The sequence below is a fragment of the Burkholderia sp. BCC0397 genome, from assembly GCF_902832865.1.
GTDB lineage: Bacteria > Pseudomonadota > Gammaproteobacteria > Burkholderiales > Burkholderiaceae > Burkholderia.
Genome location: NZ_CADFDL010000009.1, coordinates 44,031 through 70,308, shown reverse-complemented (window position 1 = coordinate 70,308; position 26,278 = coordinate 44,031). Strand labels below are relative to the sequence as shown.

The window sequence follows — 26,278 nt, the reverse complement described above, 5'->3', positions numbered from 1 at the left end:
TCCCCTCGCTATCAATAGTTGACGTCCAGCACGCGCGACCTATCTCCCGCCACGCTCACGCGCACCAGCGTCCTGACGTCGAGTCCGGTCGCCTCGCGCACCCGCTCGACACCCGCGTAATCGGCCTTCTCCACGACGCAGACGATCTGTTCGACGGTTGCGCCCGCTTGCCTGACGGCCTCGACGAGTCCGATCAGCGTGCCGCCCGTGCTGATCATGTCGTCGACGATGACGACACGATCGCCGTCCTCCACACCGTTCAGGTACAGCTCGCCGGACGTATATTCGCAACCGAACCCGACCTTCACCTGCCCCTCGAGCCCGGACGGATACCAGCGCGCGATGCCGAACGGCAGGCCGGACAACAGCGACACGGCGGCCAGCAGCGCACCGCCCTTGTCCTCTTCACCCACGAGTTTCAGCCCCGGCTTCGACACGATCGCATCGCAGACGCGCTGCGCGGCCACCCGCAGCAGATGCGCCGGCGTCGCGGGCACCTGCTCGGTCAGCGAGTTGACCAGGAACTGCTTGCCGTTGATGCCGACGAGCTGCCGATCGTCAAACGACGCGCGCAGCATGTCGGCGTCGCCCGACACGCCATCCGCCACACCGTGCGCCTGCCTGACTGCCGCGACGAATTCGCGCAGTTTTTTCGGATCCTTGCGGGTCGCGCTCGCGCCAACCCCCGAGCTGACGTCGACGCCCGCCGGACCCAACAGGTCGAGCATGCGCCTGACGTTGCCCGCATCGAGCCCGCCCGCGACGATCACCGGCCGGGAAAACCGGATCCCCCGCAGTCGCTCCCAGTCGAAGCGCACGCCCGTCCCGCCGTCCCGGCCGTCGACTGCCGCGTCGAACAGATACGCGCCGACATCGTACGTATCGACGATCGCGGGATCGAACTGCTCGTCGATGCGAAAGCCCTTGATGACCGGTCGCCCGATCTGTCGGCAATAGGCGGTGCTTTCCCTGCCCTGCAACTGGACCAGCGCAACACCGGATATGTCGACCGCGTCGCGAAGCCGCTCGAGCGGTTCGTCGACGAATACGCCCACCGTGCTCACGAACGGGGGCAGCCGATCGACGATCGCCCGGACATCCCGCGCCGCCATCCGGCGCGGACTCTCCGAGAAGACGAACCCCAGCGCATCGGCGCCCGCGTGCACGGCGGCGAGCGCATCGTCCAGATTCGTCAGGCCGCAGATCTTGATGCGTGTTTTCATGTCTTGCGTGCTCCATGCAGAAAGTTTTCGAGGACACGTCGCGCCGCACCGATGTCGATCGCGTGGCGTGCCTGGCGGGCGCCGTCCAGAAGGGTTGGCGCGCGGCCGCTGAGCACCAGCGCCATGCCCGCCGCCGCCACCGCGGTATCGGCGCGCGGGCCGCGCTCCCCGCCGAGGATCGCGCGGCAGATCGCGGCGTTCGTCGCCGGATCGCCGCCCCGCAGATCCTCGACGCGACAGGGCATCAGCCCGAAATCCCGCGCCGTGACGCTGAACGACGTCGTAGCGCCATGCCGGATGTGCGTGACCTGCGTTTCGCCGACGCAACTGACTTCATCGAGCCCGGCCATGCCATGCACGACGAACGCCGCGTCCCGCTCGAGCTTGACCAGGACGGCGGCGATCACGGCCATCTGCGATCGTTGCGCGACACCGACGATCTGCCGCCGCACCGCGGCGGGATGCACGAGCGGACCCGCGAGATTGAAGAGGCTGGGCACGCCCAGCGCACGTCGAATCTCGCCGAGCCGCGCCGGAAAGCGGTGATGGCCGGCCGTCGAAACGAACGCAAAGCCATCTGCATCGAGACTGGCCTTGATATGGGCGGGCGTGCCGCAGCGAACGATATCGGCGCCGAGGGCCACGATCAGGTCGGCGCTGCCGCAGGCGCTCGTGACATTGCGGTTGCCGTGCTTGATCACGCGCGCCCCCGCCGCCGCTGCGATGAAAGCGGCCGTCGTGGAGATGTTGAACGTCCCGGCGCGATCCCCGCCCGTTCCGCCGATATCGATCGCATCCGTCATCGCGGCCGGAAACGGCGTGCCATGCCCCATGATCGCGTCGACCGCGCCCGCGATCTCGTCCGCCGTCTCGCCTTTTCCGGCCAGTGCAATCAACGTGGCCGCGATTTCGAGATCCGCGAACCGCAGCTCGAGCATCGCGTCGACCGTCCTGGCGGCTTCCGCGCGATCGAGATCGGCGCGCGACGCGACCAGCTTGCAGATCACGGTGTGGTAATGCGCATCCGGCCCGTGGCGTGAGCGCTCATCCATGCAGCCCTCCATCGGCGGACGAAAGATGCGCGATCACGACGTCGAGCGGCAGCACACGCCCGAGGACATAACCGATATGGTCGAGCGCCGCCGCGTGTCGCGCCACCGTCGTGCCCGCCACGCATTCCCGCGGCACGAGAACCCGGTAATCGAGTTGCAGCGCGTCCTGGGCTGTGGCGCGGACACAGACATCGGTCGCCACGCCCGTCAGTATCACGGTGCTCACGCCGAGCCCCTTGAGCAGCAGATCGAGATCGGTCGCGAAGAAGCCGCTGTAGCGGCGCTTCACCAGCACGTAATCCGATTCGTCCGGGGTCAGCGCATCGACGATCTCGATGCCGGGCGTGCCTTCGACGCAATGCTCCGTTTCACCGTATTCGAGCTCGAGACCGAAATCGACTTTCTGACGACGATGCGATTCCCGAGTGTAGATGACGGGCATCCCCGCATCACGCGCGGCGCGCGCCAGCCGCTGGATGGCGGGCACGATGTCCGGCGCGCCCGGGCATGCGATCGGCGCATCGACGTCGACGAAGTCCCGTTGCATGTCGACGATCAGCAGCGCGACGCGGCGCGGGTCGACACCCTTCTTGAGCGTGTCCATCGAATGATTCCTCCTGGCAGCTCAAGCGCAACGATTCGTCACGATGTCCGCGAGCGCGAGATGACTGTCGCGAATCGCGTCCAGCTCGTCGAGGTGATCGAAGCCCATCACGTGCAGTACCCCGAAGCCGCCCGACAGCGCCTGCATTTCATCGATGCGCTCGCGCACCGTCTCGGGCCCGCCGACGATCCAGCAGTGTTTCGCGACGTACTCGACGGTCACGTCGCTATCCGGCATCCGGGGATCCTCCTTGAGCAGCCCGAGCGCGTTGTTGCCCGCCAGCATCGGCAGGTAATCCTCGCGAAAGTACCGTCCCATTTCGCCGTCGACCGCCCTGCGCCATGCCTCGGCGTCGGTATCGGCCACGAGAATCGGCCGGCTGACCCGCCACTCGCCGCGATCGGGCGCCTGTCGCCCGGCCTCGCGCGCGCCTTGTTCGACGACGTCCCAATGGGTATGCAGGTAGTGCGGCGTGAAACAGAAGCTGATCGGAATCCAGCCGTTCGCGCCGGCGATGCGGACAGGCCGGTCACGCCAATGGGCGGATACGGCTTCTGAAAAGGCTTGAGGTGATAGCTGCTGCACTTGTGCGGCAGATCGGCGGGGCGGCGCACGGTCCAGAATTTTCCGCGGTGCTCGAACGGTCCGTCGCTTTCCCAGAACCGGGTCATGATCGAGATCGACTCAGCCGTCATCTCGCGATGTGCGCCGGCCTGATAGTCGATGTCGAACATCTTCAGATCGAGGTTGGTGCCGCTCGCGCCGATGCCCACCATCAGACGCCCCTGCGAAATATGGTCCAGCATGCAGATGCGGTGCGCCAGTTCCGCCGGATGATGGAAAGGCAGCATGAACGCCCCAGGCGCCAGGCGGATGCGCTCCGTCCGCAGGAATGCCTGCGCCAGCAACAGATCAGGTGACGGACACGGCTCCGCCGGCATCATGTAATGCTCGCCGACCCATGCTTCTTCGAAACCGATTCGATCGAAGTATTCCAGCGTGTCCAGATCGTGATAGTGACCGTCGTGAAGCGTTCGATGCCGCGGGTGCGCAGGCATCATGAAAGCGCCGAGCCTCATGCTGTGTCGTCCTCGGAAAAGCCGCGCGTCGATCGCCGCCCAACTGGATGGCCGATGGAAGCTGCGATGTTTTATATGGCCGAAACCGAGCTCCGACGCGCCGGCCGACCGACTTGCCCGGGAAAGGCAGTTCGGCACGAGCCGTCGCGACGGAATCGGAAGGAGTACTACACGGTCTTGCGATCGAATCGACGGCCTGCAGTTGTCGATTCGAATGGCGATGCGGTGCCCTACCTCACCATCGGCAGCGTGAGACCCGAGCGCTTGGCGCAATCGATCGCCGCCTGATAGCCGGCATCGGCGTGACGCATCACACCCGATCCGCAATCGTTGACCAGCACGCTCGCCAATCGTTTCTCGGCGGCATCGGTGCCGTCCGCCACGATCACCATTCCGGCGTGCTGGGAATAGCCCATGCCGACGCCGCCGCCATGGTGCAGGCTCACCCACGTTGCGCCGCCCGCCGTATTGAGCAGCGCGTTCAGCAGCGGCCAGTCGGACACGGCGTCGGTTCCGTCCTTCATGCCTTCGGTCTCCCGATTCGGGCTGGCGACGGAACCGGTGTCGAGATGATCGCGACCGATGACGATCGGCGCTTTCAGTTCGCCGCGCCTGACCATCTCGTTGAACGCGAGTCCGGCCCGATGCCGCTCGCCGAGGCCGAGCCAGCAGATTCGCGCCGGCAGGCCCTGGAACGCGATGCGCTGGCGCGCCATGTCGAGCCACCGGTGCGTGTGGTGATTGTCCGGAAACAGTTCCTTGATCTTCGCATCCGTCTTGTAGATATCTTCGGGATCACCCGACAGCGCCACCCAGCGAAACGGCCCCTTGCCCTCGCAAAACAGCGGGCGGATATAAGCGGGCACGAAACCGGGAAAATCGAACGCGTTGGTCACGCCTTCGTTGAACGCAACCTGGCGAAGGTTGTTGCCGTAATCGAAGACCGGCACGCCCATCGCACGAAATTCCAGCATCGCGCGAACGTGTGTCGCACATGACGCGGCGGCGGCATGGGTCAACGCGCCGTGCTGGGCGGGATCGCGTTGCGCGACGCGCCAGCGTTCGAGGGTCCAGCCCGCCGGCAGGTAGCCGTGGATCAGGTCGTGCGCCGACGTCTGATCGGTGACGAGATCGGGCCGCGGACCGCCCGCTCGCGCGCGCTTCGCCAGTTCCGGCAGGATCTCCGCCGCGTTGCCGAGCAGGCCGATCGATACCGCCTCCTTCGCCGCGGTGTGACGCTCGATCAGTGCGAGCGCTTCGTCGAGGCTTTGCGCCTGGCAGTCGAGATAGCGGGTGCGCAGCCGGAAATCGATGCTGGCCTGGTTGCATTCGATGTTGAGCGACGCCGCGCCGGCCAGGGTTGCCGCGAGCGGTTGCGCGCCGCCCATGCCACCGAGCCCGGCCGTCAGGACCCAGCGGCCCGCAAGATCGCCACCGTAATGTTGCCGCCCAGCTTCGACGAACGTTTCGAAGGTGCCCTGCACGATGCCCTGGCTGCCGATGTAGATCCAGCTGCCCGCCGTCATCTGCCCGTACATGAAGAGACCTTTGCGGTCGAGTTCGTGGAACTGCTCCCAGGTTGCCCAGTTCGGCACCAGGTTCGAATTCGCGATCAACACGCGCGGCGCGTCCGGTTGCGTGCGAAACACGCCGACCGGCTTGCCCGACTGAATCAGCAGGGTCTCGTCGTCGTCGAGATTGCGCAGCGCCTCGAGAATCTTGTCAAAAAACGCCCAGTTGCGCGCCGCTCTGCCGATACCGCCGTACACCACGAGATCCTCCGGCCGCTCCGCGACTTCGGGATCGAGATTGTTCTGCAACATCCGATAAGGCGCTTCGATCAACCAGTTTTTACAGCTAAGGCTGCTACCGGTGGGCGCTTTAATCGACACCGGGCGCGACCCCGAAATCCCGGAAGCATCATTCGATATCCAACTGTCTCGACTATTCATGAGTTTCTTCTCTCTTTGAGTTGATAAAAAGATCGTTTTTATCCGACCCTGTTTATAGAGGACGAATCAAGAGCAGAACGAGAGACAAAAAATGCGGACTCGGCCAATGTGCGAAAGCCAACACCACGACATGAATCAATCTGGAAGCCGCAAAGTTGTATATACAACTATATGTGACGAAGTTTATTTTGCGGTCTTATCGACGTCGATACGTGTAAACCCTTGTTTTTAATGAGATAAGACATGTTCAACCCACTGCGCCACGGCATCACCGCTCGATTACAAATAAATTATTCAAATAGCCTCAACCACCATCAATCAAATCAGCAATCGGAAATATATTCTTATCTATTGATGATTATCTCAACATGGTTGATTACCGAACATCTCGAATTGGAATCTTTCTGAAAAATCGTGCGATCAAGTGATGGAAAGACTTCAGAAATCGGAAAATATTGCATGCCAAGGTCAGCCAAGGTCGGCACTACCCCCGTGATTGCGTGAACCAGGCGGCAATCGACTCGCGGGAGCGATCCCCCGTGCGTATGAGAAATGCCAAGGATCGACACGCCCGTTGGGTCAATCTTCTTAATTTGATCTGGATCAACGGCCCCCAACATTTTCGTCGCACGTAGGGGCGCGCGTTATACTCGGATCAATCCGCGCCACCTGAATCGCGGGGGTCGTCGAAGCGCGGCGGACCTCGCTGGCGAATCGGCGATTCAGTGGTTATCCGGGCGCAATTACCGATAATCAACGCCGTTTTTCCCGAGCGGACGGGGAACGCACCGGGGGCCGCGCACCGGATCGCCGCCAGCCAATCATACGAACAATCGCATCGGCCCGCCGCCCGGCGACGATGCCCCCCGATCCACGGACCATGGCAGAAACCGACTACGCAATGCCCAGCGAATCCGGCCTGACGAGCCGTGTCGCCGCTCATCTGCGCCGGTTCCTCCTGCCGCACCTGATCTTCTATACGGGGCTGCTGATCGCGCTGATCCTGCTGCTCCTGTGCGGGATCGTGCTGTACGAAGGCCGCATCGACGCGCGCGACCGCTCGCGCAGCATGCAGCAGAACCTCGCGCTGATGGCCTCGTGGGACATCGAGCGCAACATCGAGATCTATTCGCTGTCGCTGCAGGCGGTCGTCGAAGGCGAGAACGACCCCGAGGTGATGCGGCTGCCGATGCCGCTGCGCCGCCAGGTGCTGTTCGACCGCGCGACGACGGCCAAGTACCTTGGCGGCATCTACGTGCTCGACGCGAAGGGCGACATCTCGGTCGACGGCAAGAGCGACGTGCCGCGCAAGGCCAACTTCAGCCACGAACCGTACTTTACCGTGCACCGCGACCGCCCCGACGTCGGCCTGTACGTCAGTCCCCCGTATCATTCTCGGCTGCGCGACGGCTCGCCGAGCGTCGCGCTCAGCCGGCGGATCACGAAGCCCGACGGATCGTTCGGCGGCGTCGCGGTGATGTCGATCCGGCTCGAATATTTCCAGGACCTGTTCTCGCGCCTGTCGCTCGGCGATCGCGGCTCGATCGCGCTGATCAACACGGACGGCAGGATGGTCGCGCGCGAGCCGTACGACCCCAAGATCGTCGGCCGCGACATCAGCCGCGCGAGCACGTTCCGGCAATTCATGACCGCCAGCGAAGGCAGCTTCGCCGATACCGCATCGATCGACGGCGTGCGGCGCCTGTACGTGTTCCGGCACCTCGACGGCCTGCCGCTCATCGTCATGGTCGCGCGCTCGGAAGCGGACACCTACGCCGCGTGGTACGACCGCGCGATCCCGATCGGCTCCGCGATGGCCGTGCTCGCGATCGGCTTCGTCGGCCTGTCGCTGCTGCTCGACGTGCAACTGCGCAAGCGCCATCGCGCGGAAACCGAGCTGCAGGCGCTCGCGCGCACCGACGGCCTGACGGGCCTCGACAACCGCCGGATGCTCGACGTCACGCTCGCGCGCGAATGGCGCCGCGCCTCGCGCTCGCAACATGCGCTGTCGCTACTGTTCATCGACGTCGACGACTTCAAGCGTTACAACGACACGCAGGGCCACCAGGCCGGCGACGACGCGCTCGCCGCGGTCGGCCGCTGCATCGCCGGCTGCCTGCGCCGCCCGGCCGACTATGCGGCGCGCTACGGCGGCGAGGAATTCGTCGTGGTGCTGCCCGACATCGACACGGACGGCGCGGTGACGATCGCCGAAACGATCCGCGCGGGCATCCTCGATCTCGGCATCCGGCACGACGCCGGCACGGTCGGCCGCCTGACGGTGAGCATCGGCGTGACGACCAGCTATCCCGAACGCGACGACAACATCCAGGCCGCGCTGAAGCGGGCCGACGATGCGCTGTATCGGGCGAAGGAAGGCGGGCGCAACCGCGTCGTCGTGCAGGCGGCCGCGTCGCCCGACGATCTCGAATCGCGACGGGCCTGAGCGTACGGGCAGCGGCGGGGCGGCTGCCGGGTCGCCGCCGTCCGCATGCAAAATCACCGACAATATCGGCTCGATACGCCGCCGCGCGGCCGATGCGCCCGACCGGTCCGCGCCTAGCCGGCCGCGCCGCTTCGCAGCCGCTTCGCACCACCATGAGACTCAAGGCAAAGATCTTCCTTCTGGCCATCGTGCCGTTCCTGCTCGCGATCGCCGGCATCGGCTTCGGCGTGCGCCAGCAGGCGACGTCGCTCGCGCGCACGCAGCACGTGACGATCCAGGCCGCGTACCTGTCGAGCAAGGAAGTCGAGCTGAAACACTACGTCGAGCTCGCGACGAGCGCGATCATGCCGCTCTACGACGCGAGCGGCCGCAATGCGCGCGACGACGCGCTGCTGCGCACGCAGGCGCTCGCGATGCTGCAGAAGATGGATTTCGGCCCCGACGGCTATTTCTTCGTCTACGACCTGCACGGCAATTCGCTGATGCATCCGCGCGAGCCCGAGCGCGTCGGCCACAACTTCTGGTCGATGCGCGACCCGCAGGGCGCGCTGACGATCCAGAAGCTGATCGGCGCGGCGTCGCAGGGCGGCGGCTACGTGCGCTACGCATGGCAGCGGCCGTCGACGGGCCGCGTCGCGCCGAAGCTCGGCTACGTCGTCGCGCTCGAGCGCTGGGGCTGGATGGTCGGCACCGGCATCTATCTCGACGACGTCGACACCGCGCTGCAGCGCATCGACGCGCGCGCGTCCGCGAACATCGAGCGCACGATGAGCTGGCTCACCGCGATCGCGCTCACCGGCGCGGCGGCGATCGCCGTGTGCGCGCTGGTGCTGAACGTCAGCGAGTCGCGCAGCGCCGACGCGAAGCTCAAGCTGCTCGCGCAGCGCGTCGTCGAATCGCAGGAGCAGGAGCGCGCGCGGCTGTCGCGCGAACTGCACGACGGGATCAGCCAGATGATGGTGTCCGCGAAGCTGATGCTCGAATCCGCGCTCGCGCGCTTCGAGCGCGGCACGTCGCGCGTGCCCGAAGCCGAGCAGGCACTCGCGTCCGGCGTCGGGCGGCTCGGCGACACGCTGCGCGAAGTCCGGCGCATCTCGCATGCGCTGCGTCCGTCGATGCTCGACGATCTCGGCCTCGCGGCCGCGCTCGAGCAACTCGTGCGCGAGCTCGGCGCCGAGAGCGGCATCGACATCGGCTATACGCAGGTCGCGCACAGCGGCACGCGGCCGCTGCCCGAAGCCGTCAACACCGCGCTGTTCCGGATCGCGCAGGAAGCGCTGAGCAACATCGTGCATCATGCGCGGGCGTCGCGCGCGGCCGTCACGCTCGACGTCGGCGCGCACTCCGTCACGCTGACGATCGCCGACAACGGCTGCGGCTTCGACGCCGAACGCTCGCAGGCCGACGCACGCCGCGGCATCGGCCTGCGCAACATGCGCGAGCGCCTCGACGCGCTCGGCGGCACGCTGTCGATCGCGTCGCAGGTCGGCCACACGATCGTCGCCGCGAGCGTGCCGCTGCCCAGCGCGGCGTGACGACGCGCCCCATCACAGGAGACTTTCACGCATGAGCGCCCCCGATACCGCCCGGCCCGCCGCCCGGCTGCTGCTCGTCGACGATCACCCGCTCGTGCGCGACGGCTTGCGGATGCGGCTCGAAGCGGCCGACCTGTCGGTGGTCGGCGAGGCCGGCAACGCGGACGAGGCGCTCGCGCTGGCCGAGTCGCTCGAACCCGATCTCGCGCTGATGGACGTCGGCATGAACGGAATGAACGGCATCACGCTCGCCGGCGTGTTCCACGAGCGCTTTCCGGGCATTCGCGTGCTGATGCTGTCGATGCACGACAACATCGAGTACGTGACGCAGGCGGTGCGCGCCGGCGCGAGCGGCTACCTGCTGAAGGATTCGCCCGCGAGCGAGATCGTCCGTGCGATCGGCGCGGTGCTGGCCGGGCAGACGTTCTTCAGCGAAGGGCTGGCCGCGCGGATGATCCAGGCCAGCGCGACCGCGTCGCCGCTGGACCGGTTGACGCCGCGCGAGCGTGACATCCTCGACGCGCTGGCCGAAGGGCTGTCGAGCAAGCAGATCGCGCAACAGACGGGGCTGTCGGTGCGCACGGTCGAGACGCACCGGCTCAACCTGAAGCGCAAGCTGGAGATCGAGGGGCAGGCCGAGCTGATCAAGTTCGCGGTCGAGCATCGGCGGCGGTAGGCGCGCCTGCCGCACCGATTCGCAACGAAAAAGCGATCGGCCGGTACGCCGCCTCATTCCGGTTCCGGCTGCGAAGGCGTCACGCACAACGCGGCCGCTCGCGGCTCCTTTTCACGCCGCATCATCAACATCACCACGACCGCCATACTGAGGATCCCGGAACACAGGATCGCGATCGAAAACCCGCGCGCCATCGCATCCCGATACGCGCCGAGCATGTCAGGTCGCCCAGCCACGAACACGTGCTCCATCACTGCCTGCCGCGCAAGCGTATCCGCTTGCGCACTGCCCGCCGCGTGCATCGCCACCGTCATCCGGTGCAACGCGCCCACGCTCATCATGCTGCCGAGCACCGCGATGCCCAGGCTCATCCCGGTCTGGCGCAACGCGTTCATCGTCGCCGACGCCATGCCCGCGCGCTCCGCCGGCGCCAGCTCCATCACGGTCATGCCGGTCGCCGGCACCGCGAGCCCCATGCCGACGCCGAGCAGCGCCAGCACCACGCCGACCGCCGCATAGGGGGTTGCCGCACCGAAGCCGGCCATCACCGCGAGCATCGCGCCGATCAGCCCGTATCCGGCCACCATCAGCGCGCGCAACGGGATACGCGCCGCGATGCGCCCGAACAGCATCGACGTGATCGCCGTCATCACGAACTGCGGCATCAGTTGCCACCCGGCTGCGGCGGGCGCACGGCCCTGCGCCTGCTGCAGGAACAACGACAGGAAGAACAGGCTGCTGTACCCCGAGAACCCGAGCACGAACGACGCGAGATTCGCGCGCACCAGCCGCCGGTCGCGAAACAGCCACACCGGCAGCAGCGGCCGCGCGACACGCGTTTCGACACGGACAAAGACGACGAACGCCACCGCCGCGCCCGCCAGTGGCGCCAGCACCTTCACGTGCGAGGTGCCGGCTTCGCCGATGCCGATCAGCCCGTAGGTCAGCAGGCCGAGCCACGCCACGCTCAGCACCTGCCCGAACGGATCGAACGCCGCATGCTCCGGATGCCGCCGCTCCGGAATGCCCCAGGCGCCGAGCAGCACGGCAACGATACCGATCGGCACGTTGACGAGAAAGATGTCCTGCCATCCGCCATGCTCGACCAGCAGGCCGCCCAGCAGCGGCCCGACGATCAGCGCGAGCGCGCTGAACGCCGACCACCCGCCGATCACGCGGGCGCGTTCGCGCGCGTCGGGAAACGCATGGGTGAGGATCGGCATCGCGCCGGGAATCAGCAACGCGCCGGCGAGCCCCTGGATCGCGCGGCCAGCCAGCAGCGGCTCGATCCGGCCCGCACACGCGCAGACGATCGACCCGGCCGTGAACAGGATCACGCTGGCGAGCCACACGCGCTTGTGACCATAGCGGTCACCGAGCGGGCCGGCCGACAGCATGAATGCGGACAGCGCGAGCGCGTACGCGTTGACGACCCACTGCAGGCCGCCGATATCGGTATCGAGCGCCGTCTGCAGCGTCGGTAACGCGACGTTGACGATGCTGATATCGAGCGTGGCGAGAAAGGTGCCCAGACACGCGGCCAGAACGAGTGCGGCACGACGGTAACGAGACATGGCGGTCGGGCCGCGGCGGGCCTATCGATGAGAATGCTTCTCATCTTATATATCGACTGACCGTCGGTCAATCAACTGCGTTGGCCGTGAACGAGGTGCTGGCCTAAACTGCGGGCTTTGCATGAACGGGCGTCGAGCCGCGCGATGACGGACAGGACCAAGGCAGGGATCAGGACAGGGAAAGACGACGGGGCGGCGGGCAAGCCGCGCACGAAGCCGGCGGAAGTCCGCCTCGAGGAGCTGATGGCCGCGGCCGAGACGCTGTTCCTCGCGCAGGGCATCGAGGCGACGACCATCAGCGAGATCGTCGAGCACGCGCAGGTCGCGAAGGGCACGTTCTATCACTACTTCGAATCGAAGGCCGACATGCTCGCGGCGCTCGCGCAGCGCTATACGGCATCGTTCCTCGACCAGCTGCAGCACGCGGTGAACGCGTGCGACGCCGACGACTGGCTCGCGCGCCTGCGTGCGTGGATCCGCGCCAGCATCGAGATCTACGCGGCGACTTATCGCACGCACGACATCGTCTACACGAACCATCATCACCACGATCGCGAGAATGCCGACAAGAACGCGATCCTCGAGCAGCTCGGTGCGATTCTCGACGGTGGCGTCCGGGCCGGCGCCTGGCGGCTCGCGCACCCGCCAGTCACCGCGCTGCTGATCTACGCCGGCGTGCACGGCGCGACCGACCACATCATCGCGTCGCCGGAAACGGATCGCGCCGCGTTCGTCGATGCGGTGGTCAACGATTGCCTGCGGATGCTCGGCGTCGGCACATAGCGGCAATCCACGTGCCGCCAGGAAAAAAGGGCGCCCGAGGACGCCCTTCCTACATTCAGACCACGGCCTTGCAACAGCCGTCAGTTCGTCCGCGAATTATGCTTCTGCAGATACGCGATCAGCCCGTCGATCCCGCCCGTCGCGAGCTGGCTCTTGAACTGGCCCTGGTAGACCTGGATCAGCCACGCACCCGACATGTCGATGTCGTAGATCTTCCAGTCGTTGCCGACCTTGCCGAGACGATAGCCGACCGACTGGCTGTCGCCGGGCGTCGTGACCGTCGACTGCACGAGCGCGTCAGCGCCCGATGCGCCGCCGGGCTTGAACGAGAACTTCGCGTCCTGGTTGCCGAGCTGCGCGAGCGACGCGGCGTAGGTGCGCGTCATCAGCAAGCGGAACTGCTTGTACAACTCCTGCTGCTGTTGCGGCGTGGCCTGCTTCCACGCGTCGCCGACCGCGATGCGGGTGGTGCGCTCGAAATTGGTCACGGGCAGGAAGCGCTGCTCGACGACCTGCGTGATCTTCGCCATGTCGCCGCCGCGCGCGGCCGGATCGGCCTTCATCGCATTGACGGTACCCTCGACCGCCGTGCGGACGATATCGACCGGCGCGCTCTGCGCGAAAGCGGAAATCGACACGGCGGCGGCCGCGACGAAAGCAAACAGATGACGTTTCATACGAATTTCGCACTCGATGGGAAAAAACGGCCGGCTCTTTGCATCGGCCGGTGGAGCAAAGTATACCGGGCCTGACGCCGCGTTGCCGCCCGGTGACCGACTGTTACCTTTCAGTCGCGTTTGTCACAGGCGCGCAGCGGCGCGTCGACGCAGTGCCGTGCCGATTATGTAAATATCCCCATACAAATGAACCGGCCGCGCGATCCGATTGCAACGCCGGGAGCAAATATCCTTCCCGCCCCGAATCTCCCCACCGTCACGACCGTCGCCGCGCCGCGCCGGTATACTTGGCTACTTTGCCCTAGCCAGCCGCTCCCCACCGCCACATGGTGACTTCTCTCATCGTCCGACTCGTTGCGTGGTCGGTGCGCCGCCCCGTCTGGGTCGTCGTCCTGTCGCTCGCCATCGCCGCCTTCAGCGGCGTCTACGTCGCGCAGCATTTCAAGATCAACACCGACATCAGCAAGCTTGTCGATGCGGAACCGCAATGGGCCGCGCTCGGCCAGGCCGTCGACAAGGCGTTCCCGCAACGCAACGGCACGATCCTCGCGGTCGTCGAGGCGCCCGCGCCCGAATTCGCGACTGCCGCCGCGCACGCGCTGACCGAAGCGCTGCAGAAGGACGCCGACGCCGGTCGCATCGGCCCGGTCGCCGAACCGGGCGGCGGGCCGTTCTTCGAGCACAACGGGCTGCTGTTCCTGTCGCCGCAGGACGTCTCCGATACGACCGCGCAGCTCGCGAGCGCGCGCCCGCTCGTCAACGAACTCGCGAAGAACCCGAGCCTCACCGGGCTCGCCACCACGCTGTCCACCACGCTCGGCCAGCCGCTCCTGACCGGCCAGGTGAAGCTGCCCGCGATGGCGAAGCTACTCGCGCGCAGCGCGGCGACCGTCGACGACGTGCTGGCCGGCAAGCCAGCCGCGTTCTCGTGGCGCGCGCTGGTCGACAACGATGCCGCGCGGCAGCCCGCGCGCGCGTTCGTCACCGTGCAGCCGGTGGTCAACTACGGCGCGCTGAAGGCCGGCGCGGCGACGAGCCAGGTGATCCGCGACGCGGCCCGTTCGCTCGATCTCGACAAGCGCTACGGCGCGGCCGTGCGCCTGACCGGCGAACAGCCGCTCGCCGACGACGAATTCGCGTCGGTCGAAGACGGCGCCGCGCTCAACGGCGCGCTCACGCTGCTCGCCGTGCTCGTGATCCTGTGGCTGGCGCTGCGCTCGAAGCGGATGATCGGCTCGGTGCTCGTCACGCTGTTCGTCGGCCTCGTCGTGACGGCCGCGCTCGGCCTCGCGATGGTCGGCTCGCTGAACATGATCTCGGTCGCGTTCATGGTGCTGTTCGTCGGCCTCGGCGTCGACTTCTCGATCCAGTACGGCGTGAAGTACCGCGAGGAACGCTTCCGCGATGAGCGCATCGATCACGCGCTGATCGGTGCCGCGCACTCGATGGGCATGCCGCTCGCGCTCGCCACCGCGGCCGTCGCGGCGAGCTTCTTCTCGTTCATCCCCACCGCGTATCGCGGCGTATCCGAGCTCGGCCTGATCGCGGGCGTCGGGATGTTCGTCGCACTGCTAACCACGCTCACGCTGCTGCCCGCGCTGCTGCGCCTGTTCGCGCCGCCGGGCGAATCGAAGACGCCGGGCTTCCCGTGGCTCGCGCCGGTCGACGATTACCTCGATCGCCATCGCAAGCCGATCCTGATCGGCACGCTCGCGGTCGTGATCGGCGCGCTGCCGCTGCTCGCGTTCCTGCATTTCGACTTCAACCCGCTGCACCTGAAGGACCCGAACAGCGAATCGATGGCGACGCTGCTCGCGCTGAAGGATTCGCCGGAAGCCTCCGTCAACGACGTCACGCTGCTCGCGCCGTCGCTCGCGCAAGCCGATGCGGCCGCGAAGCGCCTCGACGCGATGCCTGAAGTCGGCCGCACGACCACGCTGTCGACCTTCATCCCCGCCGACCAGCCGGCCAAGCGCGCGGCGATCGCCGCGGCCGCGAGCGAGCTGCTGCCCGCGCTGACGCAGCCGGCCGCGCCGCCCGCGACCGACGCGCAACGCGTGGCCGCGCTCAAGCGCGTGTCGGATCTCCTGAGCTATGCGGCCGAAGATCACCCGGGCCCGGGCGCCGCCGCCGCGCAGCACCTGTCCGCATCGCTCGCGAAGCTCGCCGCCGCCGACAGCGCGACGCGCGACCGTGCCGAACGTGCGTTCTCCGATACGCTGCGCATCGCGCTCAACCAGCTCGCCTCGCTGCTGCAGCCGCAGGACATCACGCGCGAATCGCTGCCGCCGCAGGTGGTGCGCGACTGGGTCGCGCCGGACGGCCACGCGCTCGTGCAGATCTCGCCGAAAGTGCCGAAGGGCGTCGACCCGAACGACGACACGATGCTGCGCCGTTTCGCCAAGGCCGTAAAGGCCGCGGAACCGGGCGCGACCGGCGGGCCGATCTCGATCCTGCATTCGGCCGACACGATCATCAACGCGTTCCTGCATGCGGGGCTGTGGTCGATCATCTCGATCACGGTCCTGCTGTGGGTCACGCTGCGCCGCTTCGGCGACGTACTGCGGACGCTGGTGCCGCTGCTCGTGTCGGGTATCGTGACGCTCGAGATGTGCGTCGTGCTCGGCATGTCGCTCAACTTCGCGAACATCATCGCGCTGCCGCTGATGCTCGGCGTCGGCGTCGCGTTCAAGGTGTATTTCGTGATGGCGTGGCGCGCGGGGCAGACGGGGCTGCTGCATTCGAGCCTCACGCACGCCGTGCTGTTCAGCGCCGCGACGACGGCGACCGCATTCGGCAGCCTGTGGCTGTCGCACCATCCGGGCACGTCGAGCATGGGCAAGCTGCTCGCGCTGGCCCTGACCTGTACGCTGATCGGCGCCGTGGTGTTCCAGCCCGTCCTGATGGGCAAACCGCGCGTCAACCGCGCCAAGAACCAATCGCAAGGAATCAATGAATAAGGTGCGAATCATTGCGGCGACCGTCGCCGCCAGCGCGATGCTGACCGGCTGCGCGACGGGACCGAACCGCAATCCCAACGACCCGCTCGAGCCGATGAACCGGGCGATGTACAAGTTCAACGACACGGTCGACACGAACATCGCCCAGCCGATCGCGAAGGGCTACCAGAAAGTCACGCCGACCCCGGTGCGCACCGCGATCAGCAACTTCTTCTCGAACCTCGGCGATCTCGGCAACATGGCGAACAACCTGCTGCAGTTGCGCATCACCGATGCGACGCAGGATCTGATGCGCGTGGCGATGAACTCGGTGTTCGGCGTCGCCGGCCTGATCGACATCGCGACGCCGGCCGGGCTGCCGAAGCATCACCAGGATTTCGGGCTGACGATGGCGCGCTGGGGCATGCCGTCCGGCCCGTACCTCGTGCTGCCCGTGTTCGGGCCGAGCACGATCCGCGACGGCGTCGGCCGCGCGGTGGACGTGCGCTTCAACCTGCTGAACTATATCGAGCCGGCCGCGCGCAATCCGATGTACATCGCGCAGTTCATCAGCGCGCGTTCGGACCTGCTCGGCGCGACCGACCTGCTGAAGCAGGCCGCGCTCGATCCGTATTCGTTCGTGCGCGATGCGTATCTGCAGCAGCGCAAGTCGCTGACGTACCGGAGCCAGTCGTCGTCGGCCGCGCTGCCGAGCTACAACGAACCGGGTGAAGCGGGCGCCGTGCCGGCAGCCGCGCCCGCCATGCCGGGGCTGCCGAACTACGAGGATCCGGGCGATGCAGGTGGCGCATCGGGCCCGGCGCCGAACAACGCACCGGCCGCGCCGGGATTGCCGCAGTACGACGACCCGGGTGCGGACAACGCGATACCCGCGAGCGCGCCTGCTGCTGCGTCGGCGGCTGCGTCGGCGGCTGCACCGGCTGCCGCTTCGGCCGGTGCGACGACGGTGCCGGCCGCCAACGGCGCGCCGATCGCGCCGGCGATGCCGACGCTGCCCGCGAGCGGTCCGGCCGCGCAGTAACGCCGCAACGGCGGCCGCGCAAAAACGAAGAGCGCTGCATCATGCAGCGCTCTTTTTTTGTCCGCGCGAAACGGCAAACCGGGAAGCGGGGGAGAGGCCAGCGGCGCGTGCCGCTCAGACGATCCGCATCGCGCCCGCCCGCTCGAACGCGTGCCGCGCCTGGATCAGCGTCGTGCGCGCCGCGCGCGCGTCGCTGGCGACCTGCAGCAGCGGGCCGAGCTGCGACGGCTGCTTCAGCAGTTCGCGCAGGATCGGCAGGATCGCCGTGCTGCCGTCGTCGCGCAGGCCAGCCGTTGCCGCACGCGGCAGCGTGCGCCACGCCGGATCGACGATCGCGCGGCACACCGCGAACGGCACGCCGCGCGCGGCCGCGAAGGCCGCCGCGATGTGCGACTCCATGTCGACGGCCAGCGCGCCCTTCGCGTGATGCAGCGACGCCTTGTCCTGTTCGCTGACGACCGGCGCGCCGACGGCCGCGATCGTGCCGCGCGTGACGCGCGCCCACACCGGCGTGTCATGCAGCGCGGCGACGAGCCGCGTGCTCCAGCCCGCATCGGTCTCCACGCGGCCGAACGGCCCGTCGATCGCGCTCGCGATCACGAGCGCGCCGGGCGCCAGATCCGGCGCGAGGCCGCCCGCCGTGCCGAAGCTGACGATGCCCGCGCAACCGCGCGCGGTCGCATCGGTCAGCGCGCGTTCGAGCCGGTCGGCCCGCGCGGCGAACACGGCTTCGACGCCGTCGCCGCGCGCGATGCGCGCCTCGAACGCCATCCCCGTGACCGCGATGACGGGCAATGCGCCGTTGTGCCGTGACACGCCCACGCGTTACATCCCCACCGTGACGCGCGTCGCGTTGTCGCGCTTCAGGTTGCGGTAGCGCGCCAGCGCCCACAGCGGGAAGAACTTGCGATAGCCGTGGTAGCGCAGGTAGAACACGCGCGGGAAGCCGGTCGCGGTGAAGCGTGTCTCGTCCCACAGGCCTTCTTCGTTCTGCTGCGCGACCAGGTAGTCGACCCCGCGTGCCACGGCCGGGTTGTTCACTTCGCCGGCCGCCATCAGGCCGAGCAGCGCCCAGGCCGTCTGCGACGCCGTGCTCGGCGCCTGCTCGAAACCGCGGTAGTTCAGCTTGTAGCTGTCGCCGTCCTCGCCCCAGCCGCCGTCCTTGTTCTGGATCGACAGCAGCCACTGCGCACCGCGCTTCATGCGCGGATCGTCCGGCGTCAGGCCGGCCGCGTTCAGCGAGCACAGCGCGGTCCACGTGCCGTACACGTAGTTCATCCCCCAGCGGCCGTACCAGCTACCGTCGGGCTCCTGCTCCTTCAGCATGTAGTCGAGCGCGCGGCGGGCCGGCTCGCTGTTCAGCGGCGTCTCGCCGAGCTGCGACAGCATCGACAGGCAGCGGCCCGACACGTCGGCCGTCGGCGGATCGAGCAGCGCGCCGTGATCGGAGAACGGGATGTTGTTCAGGTAATACTGCGTGTTTTCCGGTTCGAACGCGCCCCAGCCGCCGTCGCTGCTCTGCATGCCGACGACCCATTCGCGCGCACGCGCCATCGATTCGCGATACGTGTCCGACTGCTCGAGCTTCTGCGCGCGATCCATCGCCATCACGACCACGGCCGTATCGTCGACGTCCGGGTAGTGCGCGTTCGCGTACTGGAACGCCCAGCCGCCGGGCCGAACGTTCGGGCGGCGCGAGATCCAGTCGCCGCGCACGTCGAGAATCTGCAGCGGGCGCAGCCATTCGAGGCCGCGCAGCACGGCTGCCTGCGCGCGCGCATCGCCGGTTTCGAGCAGCGCATGCGCAACGAGCGACGTATCCCACACGGGCGACAGGCACGGCTGGCAATACGCTTCGTCGTCCTGCACGACGAGCAGCTTCTCGAGCGCCTTGCGCGCGATCGCGCGGTTCGGATGATCTTCCGCGTAGCCGAGCACGTCGTACATCATCACCGCGTTGGCCATCGCCGGATAGATCGCGCCGAGGCCGTCCTCGCCATTCAGGCGCTCGTCGACGAACGACACGGCCTGACGGATCGCGCGTTCGCGCGTATAGCTCGGGAACAGGCCGTCGACCGCGCGCAGCGCATGGTCGACCACGCGGAAGAACGCGAACCAGCCGGCGCTCTGGTGCCCCTGGCGCGGCAGCAGCCCGGCGTTGACGGGCGGGTCGATGAACAACTCGTCGATGCGCACGCCGCGCGGGTTCTTCGCGAGCGGGCGCTTCGCGTTCAGCACCAGCAGCGGCACGATCACGGTGCGCGCCCAGTACGACACCTTCGACAGGTGGAACGGGAACCACTGCGGCAGCAGCATGATCTCGACCGGCATCATCGGCACCGCGCGCCACGGAATCGCACCGTACAGCGCGAGCTGGATGCGCGTGAACACGTTCGACATCTCGGCGCCGCCCATCGCGTGGATCGCGCGGCGCGCACGCTGCATGTGCTCGGCGTTCTCGTCGTCGCCGATCACCTTCAGCGCGAAGTACGCCTTCACGCTCGCGCTGATGTTCGGCGCGCCGTCGGTGAACAGCGGCCAGCCGCCGTCGGCCTGCTGGATGCGGCGCAGATACTTGCCGATCTTCTGTTCGAGCTCGAGGTTCGGCGTCTCGCCCAGATAGTGGACGAGCAGCACGTATTCGGCGGGAATCGTCGAATCGGCTTCGAGTTCGTAGACCCAGTGTCCGTCCGGTTGCTGCGCGGCCAGCAGTGCGTCGGTCGCACGCGCGACAGCCGCGTCGACGTCGGCCGGCACAGCGCCGGCGGACAAGCTAGCCATTTCGGTGAGATCGTTCATCGGTCCCTCTCTTTATTGCGTCTGGAGCACGTCCGCGGCCAGCTGGCCGGAACGGATCGCGCCCTCGATCGTGGCGGGCAAGCCGGTGGCAATCCAGTCGCCCGCGAGTACAAGATTGGTCCAGCGCGTACGCACGGCCGGACGTTTCATTTCCTGCGACGGCACCGCCGCAAAGCCCGCGCGCGGCTCGACGACGAGCTGCCACGCGGGAATGGTTTCCGGGTTCGCGCCGGTCACGCGCGCGACGTCTTCCCAGATGCGCCGCGCGAGCGTGTCGCGCGGCATGTCGAGCCAGCGGCCCGCATCGCGGATCGTCGCCGCGAGCAGGCCGTCGCCGGTCCGCACCGCATCGACGACGCCGTTGACGACGGTCGTCTGCAGCGGATTGCCGGCCGGCTTTTCGATCGCGAAATACGCGGTCACGACCGCGCTGAACGTGTCGGGCGCGGTGAGTTCGGGCACGAGCGGCTGCGCGACCTCGGGCGGCACGGCCAGCACGACCGCGTCGCCGGGCGCGAGATCGATGCGCTCGCCGCCGACCGACACCGCATCCACCGCATTGCCGTGCGCGCCGAATTCGAACGCGTCGAGCCGCGAATTCAGGCGGATCTGCGCGCCGCCGTACTGCAGCATCCGCAGCGCCGGTTCGACGAACGCGCTGCCGAGCCCGCGGCGCGCGACGAGCGGACGGCAGCCGGGGCCGCCCGCGGCAAACGCGCCGCGCAGCGCAGCGCGCGCGAGCTCGGCGCTCGCGTGGCGCGGCTCGATATTCAGCACCCCGAGGAAAAACGGTCGCAGCCAGCGATCCCACAGCACGCCGTCGCATCGCATCGTCTGCGCGAGCGAGCGGCCCGTGCGCGCGAACGCGAGCGGGGCCAGCGCGAGGTAGTCGAGCGGCGTCGTGCCCGGCGCGCGCGACGCGGCATCGAACAGCCACGACGGCCAGCGGCCGTTGCCGAAACGCAGCGTCCAGCGCTGCTGCGAAGCGATGTCCATGACCGGGAATTCAGCCAGCGCGGGCCCCGCGAGCTGATCGGCCGCGCCGATCGCGCGCAGGTAGCGCTGCGTCGCGGGCTGTCCCGCGAAAACCGTATGCAGCCCGCTGTCGAGCGTCGTGTTCAGCGTCCCGTCGAACCACGAGCGGCAACGGCCGCCCGCGTGTGCGTGCGCGTCGTGCAGCACGATGCGCCGCCCGCGGCGTTGCAGCTCGACCGCGGCCGACAGGCCCGCGAGTCCTGCGCCGATCACGTGGACGGTTCTGGGCATCGCGTCGGTCGACTCAGAACAGCGCGTAGCGCGCGGCGATCATCAGCATGCGCGCCTTCGGCTTGCGCAGCGGCGCGCGCGGCGCGGCAAAGCCGCGTACGATCGCGGCCTCGAGAATGCAGCGATACGCACCCGACATGATGCGCGGCGCCTTCACCTGCGCACGCGGGCAGGTATCCATCACCGCGTCGGCCTGGCGGAAGTGCTCGAGCGCGCGCTCGACGAGCGTCGCGCACACGCGCGGCAGCGCCGGATCGCGCACGATCGTCGCTGGATCGGTGATCGCGATGCCTTCGCGCGCGAGCAGCTCGCGCGGCAGGTAGCACCGGTTGATCGCCGCGTCGTCGTCGATGTCGCGCAGGATGTTCGTCAGTTGCAGCGCGCGGCCGAGGTGGTGCGACAGCGTGATCCCTTCGGCTTCCGGCATCCCGAAGATCCTCACCGACAGCCGGCCGGCCGCGCTCGCCACGCGGTCGCAGAAGAGGTCGAGCGTCGGCTCGTCGGGGGCGCAGATATCTTCCACCGCGTCCATCGCCATCCCGTCGATCATCGCGTGGAAATCGTCGCGCTGCAGGTTGAACGCGCGGATCTCGCGATCGAGCGCGGCCAGGTGGCGCGGCGGGCGGCCGGCGAAGCATGCGTCGATGTCCGCGCGCCAGCGATCGAGGCCCGCGTTGCGCTCGGCGCGCGGCAGGTCGCTGTCGGCGATGTCGTCGACCGCGCGGCAAAACGCGTAGACCTGGAACATCGCATCGCGCTGCACGGCCGGCAGGATGCGCATCGCCAGATAGAAGGAGCTGCCCGATGTGACGGCAGCGGCGTCGGTTTCTTGTTCGTCCACGACGGAATGGGAAACGGCCAAGACGAGCTCCACGGAGACACCCACGCGGGGCGATTGAAGAAGCCATGCCCGGCTGGGATGGTCAGGACGTCAATGCGTGCGAGATATGCGAACGATCGACGCAGACAGGCACAAATTACCGGCCGGAAGCCGGAATTGGCCGAAAGTATAGCAATCTTTGAAGTTCGATGGCGGACACGCGCCATGTGTGGCGGGGCATCGAGCGCCACCGGCAGGCCGCTGCGGCCGGCCTCCGCGAACGGCCGCCCGAAAGCGCGTCAGCCGTAAACGATGTCGCGCTGCAGGTCGAGCGCGATGAGCCCCATTTCGCGCGTGAGCTGCAGCATCGAGCGGCGCTCGAGGCGCGAGCCCATGAAGCTCGTCACGCGGCCGTCAGGCTCGGCGGTGAACTGGAAAACCGCGCCGCCCGTACCGAACCACGCGCCCGGCACGTCGGGCGATTCCTGCCAGTCGATCTGCTCGAACACGCGCGCGATGCCCTCGCGCACCAGGGCGCCCGGGCCGATCGGCGGCGCGATGTCGCCCAGGTCGTCGAGCGAATAGGGGCCGGGTTTGTTCGGCTTCCGGTAGAAGAGATAGTCGACGTTCATGGGGAGCAATCGCAAGCAAAACAACAAATTAGCGCGCTTCGGCACAAATTCAAATCGGATCCGGACGAAATGTGGCCTGCGCGACACAAAGGGACGGATCGTTGCCGATCAGGAAACGCGCCGCGCGATCGCGTCTCGATACCGGCGGGTTCGTCTAAGATGACACCTTTCTCGAAAAAATACGGACACCATGGAGACGAACGACACCGCCACCCCGCAGTCCGATCATCCCGTTTTCGTGCTCGTGCACGGCGCGTGGCATGGCGCGTGGTGCTACGCGCACGTGGCGGACGCGCTCGCTGCGCGCGGCTACCTGTCGATCGCGCGCGACCTGCCCGCGCACGGCATCCATGCGCGCTTTCCCGCGTCGTATCTCGCACGGCCGCTCGACAAGGACGCGTTCGGCGCCGAGCCGTCGCCGGTCGCGAACACGACGCTCGACGACTACGCGACGCAGGTGATGCAGGCCGTCGACGACGCGTACGCGCTCGGCCACGGCAAGGTCGTGCTGGTCGGGCACAGCATGGGCGGCCTCGCGATCACGGCGGCCGCCGAACGCGCGCCGGAGAAGATCGCGAAGCTCGTCTATCTCGCGGCCTTCATGCCCGCGTCGGGTGTGCCGGGCCTCGACTACGTGCGCGCGCCGGAAAACAAGGGCGAGCTGCTCGGCCCGCTGATGCTCGCGAGCCCGCGCGTGGCCGGTGCGCTGCGCATCGATCCGCACAGCGGCGACGCCGCGTATCGCGACTCGATGAAGCGCGCGCTGTACGAAGACGTGCCGCAGGCCGACTTCGACGCGGTCACGAACCTGATGAGCTGCGACGTGCCGGCCACGCCGTTCGCGACCGCGATCCCGACGACCGCCGCACGCTGGGGGGCGATCGACCGTCACTACATCAAGTGCCTGCAGGATCGCGTGATCCTGCCCGCGCTGCAGCAGCGCTTCATCGACGAAGCCGACGCGTTCGCGCCCGGCAACCCGACCCACGTGCATCAGCTCGACAGCAGCCACTCGCCGTTCGTGTCGGAGCCGGCCGTGCTGGCCGGCGTGCTCGCCGACATCGCGAAAAGCTGAGCGGGCGGGTGCGGTCAGTCAGGCGTATACGCGACCGACCGATCGCGCCCGAGCCGCTTCGCACGATAGAGCGCGGCGTCGGCCTCGCTGACGAGCACGTCGCAGGTCAGCGCGCCGGCTTTCGCGCACGCGCCGCCGACGCTCGCCGTGACCGGCACGCTGACGCCCTCGGCATCGACCGGCGTGCTGCCGATCGCCTCGCGCACCTTGTCGGCCACCCGCATCGCCTCGTCGAGATTCGTGCACGGCAGCAGCAGCGCGAATTCCTCGCCGCCGAAACGGCCGAACGTATCCTGCGCGCGCACGATCGACGCAACGCGGCGCGCCGTCTCGCGCAGCACGGCGTCGCCGGCCGCATGCCCGAAGCGGTCGTTGATCGTCTTGAAGTGGTCGAGGTCGAACAGCAGCACCGACAGGTCGCTGCCGTAGCGCTGCCAGCGCGCGAATTCGTCGCCGAGCCGCGCCTCGAAGAAGCGCCGGTTCGCGATGCCGGTCAGCCCGTCGCGATTCGCGTGCTCGCGCAGCTTCGCGACCGCTTCCTCGCGCTCTCTTTGCATCACGCTCACATGCGTGACGTCCGAGATCGTCACGCACACGGCCTCGACGTCGCGGCCGCGCGTGAGCGGCATGAACGTGCAGTCCTGCTGCATGTAGTCGACGCCGCCCGTGATCGGCCGGTCGTGCTCGAAGCGGAACAGGTAGGGCCGCTGCTCCCACGAGCTGAAGGCGAAGCTGCCGAGCTGGAACACGCTCTCGAGCTTGCGCGACAGCCACGCGCGCGGCAGGTCGGGAAAGCGGTCGAACAGGTTGCGGCCGATCACGTCGGCGGCCGGGATGCCGCTGTGGTCCTGCATGAAGCGATTCCACATCAGGACGGTCATCGAACGGTCGAGCACGAACAGGCCGAAGCCGACCCGCTCGATCACGAGGTCGCTCAGCGACGGGGCGGCGGCCGTCATAGCGCGGACAGCAACGCGTCGAGCGCGTCGCCCATCAGCCGCATCGAATCCTCGGCCATCAGCATCACGAAATGTGCGCGGAACGTGTGATCCTCGAGCCCGAAGTTCACCTCGAGCAGCAGCGCGACGCTCCACGCGAGATCGTTCGGCTGGAAGACATCGTCGAACGACACGTTTGCGCCGAGCAGCCCCGGCGGAAAGAACACGGGCTTGCGGCCGAGCTCGTCGAGAATCGACGCGACGCAGGCGCCCATCAGCACGTTCGCGACGTCGAACACGACCTCGTCCGGCGTCGCCATCCCGCCGTACACGCCGTCGCCGAACGTGCGGTCGACGACCGACATGAGCCGCGCGACGCCCGCCGTGCGGCACAGCACGATCGCCTCGCCCTTGATGTCGGAACGGAAGCCCTGGCGCACGGCGGTCACGTTGTCGTGGATGCCCGTCATCTCGCGCAGCGCGTCGCCCGCGTCGGCCGCTTTCACGACGCGCACGCGCGGCACCGACAGCTCGATGAAGCGCCCGAGCAGCAACGCAAGCCGCGCGGCGGCGCGGCCCATTGCAAGGTTGGCGATTTCCTGCAACGCGTCGCGTTGCTCCGCCGTGAACACCGATTCAGGCATACAACCCATACTCCTTGAGAATGGGCAGCAATGCCTCCGACGTCACGGGCTTGGCAACGAATGCGATCGCGCCCAATTCACGCACGCGTGCTTGCGCTTGCGGCTGGATATCGGCGGATACCACGATCACGAACGTGTTCAGATCTTCGTGGCGCAGTGTTTCCAGGACCTGATATCCGCTCATGTCGGGCATCGTCAGGTCCAGAAACATCACGGAAGCTTTGCCGTCACGATAGAGCGCCAAGGCCTCGCGACCATTCGCTGCATACGCGACGTCAACGTCCCAATCTCCCGGCAGCGCCTTTGTCAGCAGTTTGCGAGCAAGCAGCGAATCGTCGGCAATTACAATCGGCAAAGGCATGGGGCGATGCTGTATACGGAATGGTCTCTCTCGCGTTAACGACCGCGCGGCCCACTTCTTTAGTGCCATGCGTTTCGGGCGCGGGCAACCGCCTTGCGGCCGCGCACGGGCGACGCGACGCGGGTGCGCGCGACGCACCGCGCGGCAATCGCCGGCGGGCG

Annotated in this window: 21 protein-coding genes and 1 pseudogene; 7 read left to right on the top strand and 15 right to left on the bottom strand. The window is 67.5% G+C overall.

The features are described from left to right. Nucleotides 1-11 precede the first annotated feature (11 nt). From HWX03_RS24820 to hutU, 5 genes and pseudogenes are all read right to left on the bottom strand, one after another. Nucleotides 12-1,223, bottom strand: coding sequence for a phosphoribosyltransferase family protein (locus HWX03_RS24820; RefSeq protein WP_175873021.1), 1,212 nt, complete (start codon nucleotides 1,221-1,223; stop codon nucleotides 12-14). Continuing rightward, on the bottom strand, nucleotides 1,220-2,287 hold the full coding sequence (trpD, locus tag HWX03_RS24815) for an anthranilate phosphoribosyltransferase (RefSeq protein WP_175873020.1): 1,068 nt from the start codon (nucleotides 2,285-2,287) through the stop codon (nucleotides 1,220-1,222). The genes HWX03_RS24820 and trpD overlap by 4 nt, the downstream gene beginning before the upstream one ends. Next, nucleotides 2,268-2,879 carry an isochorismatase family cysteine hydrolase gene (locus HWX03_RS24810; RefSeq protein ID WP_175873019.1) on the bottom strand — a complete coding sequence of 204 codons (612 nt, stop codon included), beginning with the start codon at nucleotides 2,877-2,879 and terminating at the stop codon, nucleotides 2,268-2,270. The genes trpD and HWX03_RS24810 overlap by 20 nt, the downstream gene beginning before the upstream one ends. Nucleotides 2,880-2,900: 21 nt before the next feature. Next, nucleotides 2,901-3,937, bottom strand: a pseudogene (locus HWX03_RS24805) (LLM class flavin-dependent oxidoreductase). Between the two features lie 251 nt (nucleotides 3,938-4,188). Continuing rightward, on the bottom strand, nucleotides 4,189-5,910 hold the full coding sequence (hutU, locus tag HWX03_RS24800; RefSeq protein ID WP_175873018.1) for a urocanate hydratase: 1,722 nt from the start codon (nucleotides 5,908-5,910) through the stop codon (nucleotides 4,189-4,191). Between the two features lie 880 nt (nucleotides 5,911-6,790). Here hutU and HWX03_RS24795 point away from each other — a divergent pair. The 3 genes from HWX03_RS24795 (at nucleotide 6,791) to HWX03_RS24785 (ending at nucleotide 10,567) form a co-directional block, all read left to right on the top strand. Continuing rightward, a complete protein-coding gene (locus tag HWX03_RS24795; protein ID WP_175873017.1) occupies nucleotides 6,791-8,356 on the top strand; it encodes a sensor domain-containing diguanylate cyclase in 1,566 nt (521 codons plus the stop codon). Nucleotides 8,357-8,508: 152 nt separating this feature from the next. Beyond that, nucleotides 8,509-9,891: a cache domain-containing protein gene (locus tag HWX03_RS24790; protein WP_175873016.1), complete on the top strand. Its 1,383-nt coding sequence runs from the start codon at nucleotides 8,509-8,511 to the stop codon at nucleotides 9,889-9,891. 31 nt (nucleotides 9,892-9,922) lie between these two features. Next, the gene (locus HWX03_RS24785; protein ID WP_011548771.1) at nucleotides 9,923-10,567 is read left to right on the top strand and encodes a response regulator transcription factor; all 645 of its coding nucleotides are present in this window, start codon (nucleotides 9,923-9,925) and stop codon (nucleotides 10,565-10,567) included. A gap of 53 nt (nucleotides 10,568-10,620) precedes the next feature. Here HWX03_RS24785 and HWX03_RS24780 read toward each other — a convergent pair whose 3' ends face one another. Further along, the gene (locus tag HWX03_RS24780; protein ID WP_175873015.1) at nucleotides 10,621-12,141 is read right to left on the bottom strand and encodes an MFS transporter; all 1,521 of its coding nucleotides are present in this window, start codon (nucleotides 12,139-12,141) and stop codon (nucleotides 10,621-10,623) included. A gap of 144 nt (nucleotides 12,142-12,285) precedes the next feature. Here HWX03_RS24780 and HWX03_RS24775 point away from each other — a divergent pair, with 144 nt between their 5' ends. Beyond that, nucleotides 12,286-12,924 carry a TetR/AcrR family transcriptional regulator gene (locus HWX03_RS24775; RefSeq protein WP_175873014.1) on the top strand — a complete coding sequence of 213 codons (639 nt, stop codon included), beginning with the start codon at nucleotides 12,286-12,288 and terminating at the stop codon, nucleotides 12,922-12,924. A gap of 80 nt (nucleotides 12,925-13,004) precedes the next feature. Here the strand turns inward: HWX03_RS24775 and HWX03_RS24770 are convergent, their stop codons facing one another. Beyond that, nucleotides 13,005-13,601 (bottom strand): ABC transporter substrate-binding protein, encoded by a 597-nt coding sequence (locus tag HWX03_RS24770; protein ID WP_175823655.1) that lies wholly within the window; start codon nucleotides 13,599-13,601, stop codon nucleotides 13,005-13,007. A gap of 326 nt (nucleotides 13,602-13,927) precedes the next feature. Here HWX03_RS24770 and HWX03_RS24765 point away from each other — a divergent pair, with 326 nt between their 5' ends. Continuing rightward, nucleotides 13,928-16,561, top strand: coding sequence for an MMPL family transporter (locus HWX03_RS24765; RefSeq protein ID WP_175873013.1), 2,634 nt, complete (start codon nucleotides 13,928-13,930; stop codon nucleotides 16,559-16,561). After that, on the top strand, nucleotides 16,554-17,582 hold the full coding sequence (locus tag HWX03_RS24760) for a VacJ family lipoprotein (RefSeq protein ID WP_175873012.1): 1,029 nt from the start codon (nucleotides 16,554-16,556) through the stop codon (nucleotides 17,580-17,582). The genes HWX03_RS24765 and HWX03_RS24760 overlap by 8 nt, the downstream gene beginning before the upstream one ends. Before the next feature lie 114 nt (nucleotides 17,583-17,696). Here the strand turns inward: HWX03_RS24760 and HWX03_RS24755 are convergent, their stop codons facing one another. The 5 genes from HWX03_RS24755 to HWX03_RS24735 all read right to left on the bottom strand — a co-directional run bounded on the left by HWX03_RS24755 (nucleotide 17,697) and on the right by HWX03_RS24735 (nucleotide 23,099). Then, nucleotides 17,697-18,353, bottom strand: a complete 657-nt coding sequence (locus HWX03_RS24755; protein WP_244132773.1) for a phosphorylase — start codon at nucleotides 18,351-18,353, stop codon at nucleotides 17,697-17,699. A gap of 54 nt (nucleotides 18,354-18,407) precedes the next feature. Beyond that, entirely contained in the window at nucleotides 18,408-20,381 is a 1,974-nt protein-coding gene (gene shc, locus HWX03_RS24750) for a squalene--hopene cyclase (RefSeq protein WP_175873010.1), read from the bottom strand. A gap of 12 nt (nucleotides 20,382-20,393) precedes the next feature. After that, on the bottom strand, nucleotides 20,394-21,647 hold the full coding sequence (gene hpnE / locus HWX03_RS24745; RefSeq protein WP_175873009.1) for a hydroxysqualene dehydroxylase HpnE: 1,254 nt from the start codon (nucleotides 21,645-21,647) through the stop codon (nucleotides 20,394-20,396). 13 nt (nucleotides 21,648-21,660) lie between these two features. Beyond that, complete coding sequence (gene hpnD, locus HWX03_RS24740; RefSeq protein ID WP_175873008.1) at nucleotides 21,661-22,509, bottom strand: presqualene diphosphate synthase HpnD; 849 nt, start codon at nucleotides 22,507-22,509, stop codon at nucleotides 21,661-21,663. A gap of 257 nt (nucleotides 22,510-22,766) precedes the next feature. After that, nucleotides 22,767-23,099: a hypothetical protein gene (locus HWX03_RS24735; RefSeq protein WP_069619675.1), complete on the bottom strand. Its 333-nt coding sequence runs from the start codon at nucleotides 23,097-23,099 to the stop codon at nucleotides 22,767-22,769. Nucleotides 23,100-23,289: 190 nt separating this feature from the next. Between HWX03_RS24735 and HWX03_RS24730 the strand changes: the two genes are divergently transcribed. Next, the gene (locus HWX03_RS24730) at nucleotides 23,290-24,174 is read left to right on the top strand and encodes an alpha/beta fold hydrolase (RefSeq protein WP_175873007.1); all 885 of its coding nucleotides are present in this window, start codon (nucleotides 23,290-23,292) and stop codon (nucleotides 24,172-24,174) included. A 14-nt stretch (nucleotides 24,175-24,188) separates the two neighbouring features. Here HWX03_RS24730 and HWX03_RS24725 read toward each other — a convergent pair whose 3' ends face one another. From HWX03_RS24725 to HWX03_RS24715, 3 genes are read right to left on the bottom strand one after another with little or no spacing between them, the layout of a single operon-like run. Then, nucleotides 24,189-25,133, bottom strand: a complete 945-nt coding sequence (locus HWX03_RS24725) for a diguanylate cyclase (protein ID WP_174387324.1) — start codon at nucleotides 25,131-25,133, stop codon at nucleotides 24,189-24,191. Next, nucleotides 25,130-25,756, bottom strand: coding sequence for a chemotaxis protein CheC (locus HWX03_RS24720; protein ID WP_174432530.1), 627 nt, complete (start codon nucleotides 25,754-25,756; stop codon nucleotides 25,130-25,132). Before HWX03_RS24720 ends, HWX03_RS24725 begins: the two co-directional genes overlap by 4 nt. Then, nucleotides 25,749-26,117, bottom strand: coding sequence for a response regulator (locus HWX03_RS24715; RefSeq protein WP_011548759.1), 369 nt, complete (start codon nucleotides 26,115-26,117; stop codon nucleotides 25,749-25,751). The genes HWX03_RS24720 and HWX03_RS24715 overlap by 8 nt, the downstream gene beginning before the upstream one ends. Nucleotides 26,118-26,278 lie beyond the last annotated feature (161 nt).